The sequence below is a fragment of the Methanoculleus sp. UBA413 genome, assembly GCF_002502935.1.
Lineage (GTDB): Archaea > Halobacteriota > Methanomicrobia > Methanomicrobiales > Methanoculleaceae > Methanoculleus > Methanoculleus bourgensis.
Genome location: NZ_DAQR01000053.1, coordinates 1 through 680, shown reverse-complemented (window position 1 = coordinate 680; position 680 = coordinate 1). Strand labels below are relative to the sequence as shown.

Below are 680 nucleotides of genomic sequence, written 5' to 3'. Positions count from 1 at the left end.
TTCGCGCGAGGTGGCGATCGCTCGCCCCGCATCAGGACCCGCAACATAAGGTGAAACGGTCCACTAGAATCAGCTCCTTTTTTTAAGTCCCTTTTGCGCATGAGTCCGGGGGCCGGACTCATATGGCTGGCAAAAATCTCTGCTGCCCGGGTCAGTCCCGCACGATCTCGCCGCCCGCCTCCCTGATTGTCTTCTCGATGTGCTGGAGCAGGTCGGCGTCGTGGGTGGCAAAGTCCAGCATAGGAAAACCCGCCACGAGAGGGATGGGTTTGAAGACCGCAAGTGGTGGTTTCCCGTCCCGTACCGGGTTCTCCCCCGGGGCGATGACGGCGGTCGTTCCGTCCTCCCAGACGGCGAGGTTCCCGTAGCCCTGTGCGTCCCAGATCTTATGGATGATCTCGCGTGTGTGCAACATTCTCTGTTCCCAGAAGAGGGCTTACTCAGGGAGATATTAACCTTCCGGCATAGTAGTGGACCATTTCATCTTAACTTGAGGGTGCGTTGGCGTGATCGCCGGTCTCTCGCGCGAAGGAGGCGAAGGACGCGAAGTTCGGTTGCTGGACGGTATGCCCCCTTTGCGTCCTTCGCGCGGAAAGCCGCGCGGGAGAATTCATGGGGCAGAGCGAGAGGCTGTACGCAGGAAAGTGACCGATTCCCCGGGCTCGCCCCGGGCAGTGGAC

The 680-nt window shown here is 60.4% G+C and carries 1 protein-coding gene; it reads right to left on the bottom strand.

Translation table 11 applies throughout. The annotated features are described in order from the left end of the window. Positions 1–151: 151 nt before the first annotated feature. Positions 152–415 (bottom strand): hypothetical protein, encoded by a 264-nt coding sequence (locus BP858_RS03905; protein WP_014867736.1) that lies wholly within the window; start codon positions 413–415, stop codon positions 152–154. Positions 416–680: the final 265 nt, after the last annotated feature.

What these genes read in the sequence shown, in the direction of transcription:
- BP858_RS03905 (WP_014867736.1), bottom strand. Translation starts at nt 415, where the DNA reads ATGTTGCACACACGCGAGATCATCCATAAGATCTGGGACGCACAGGGC.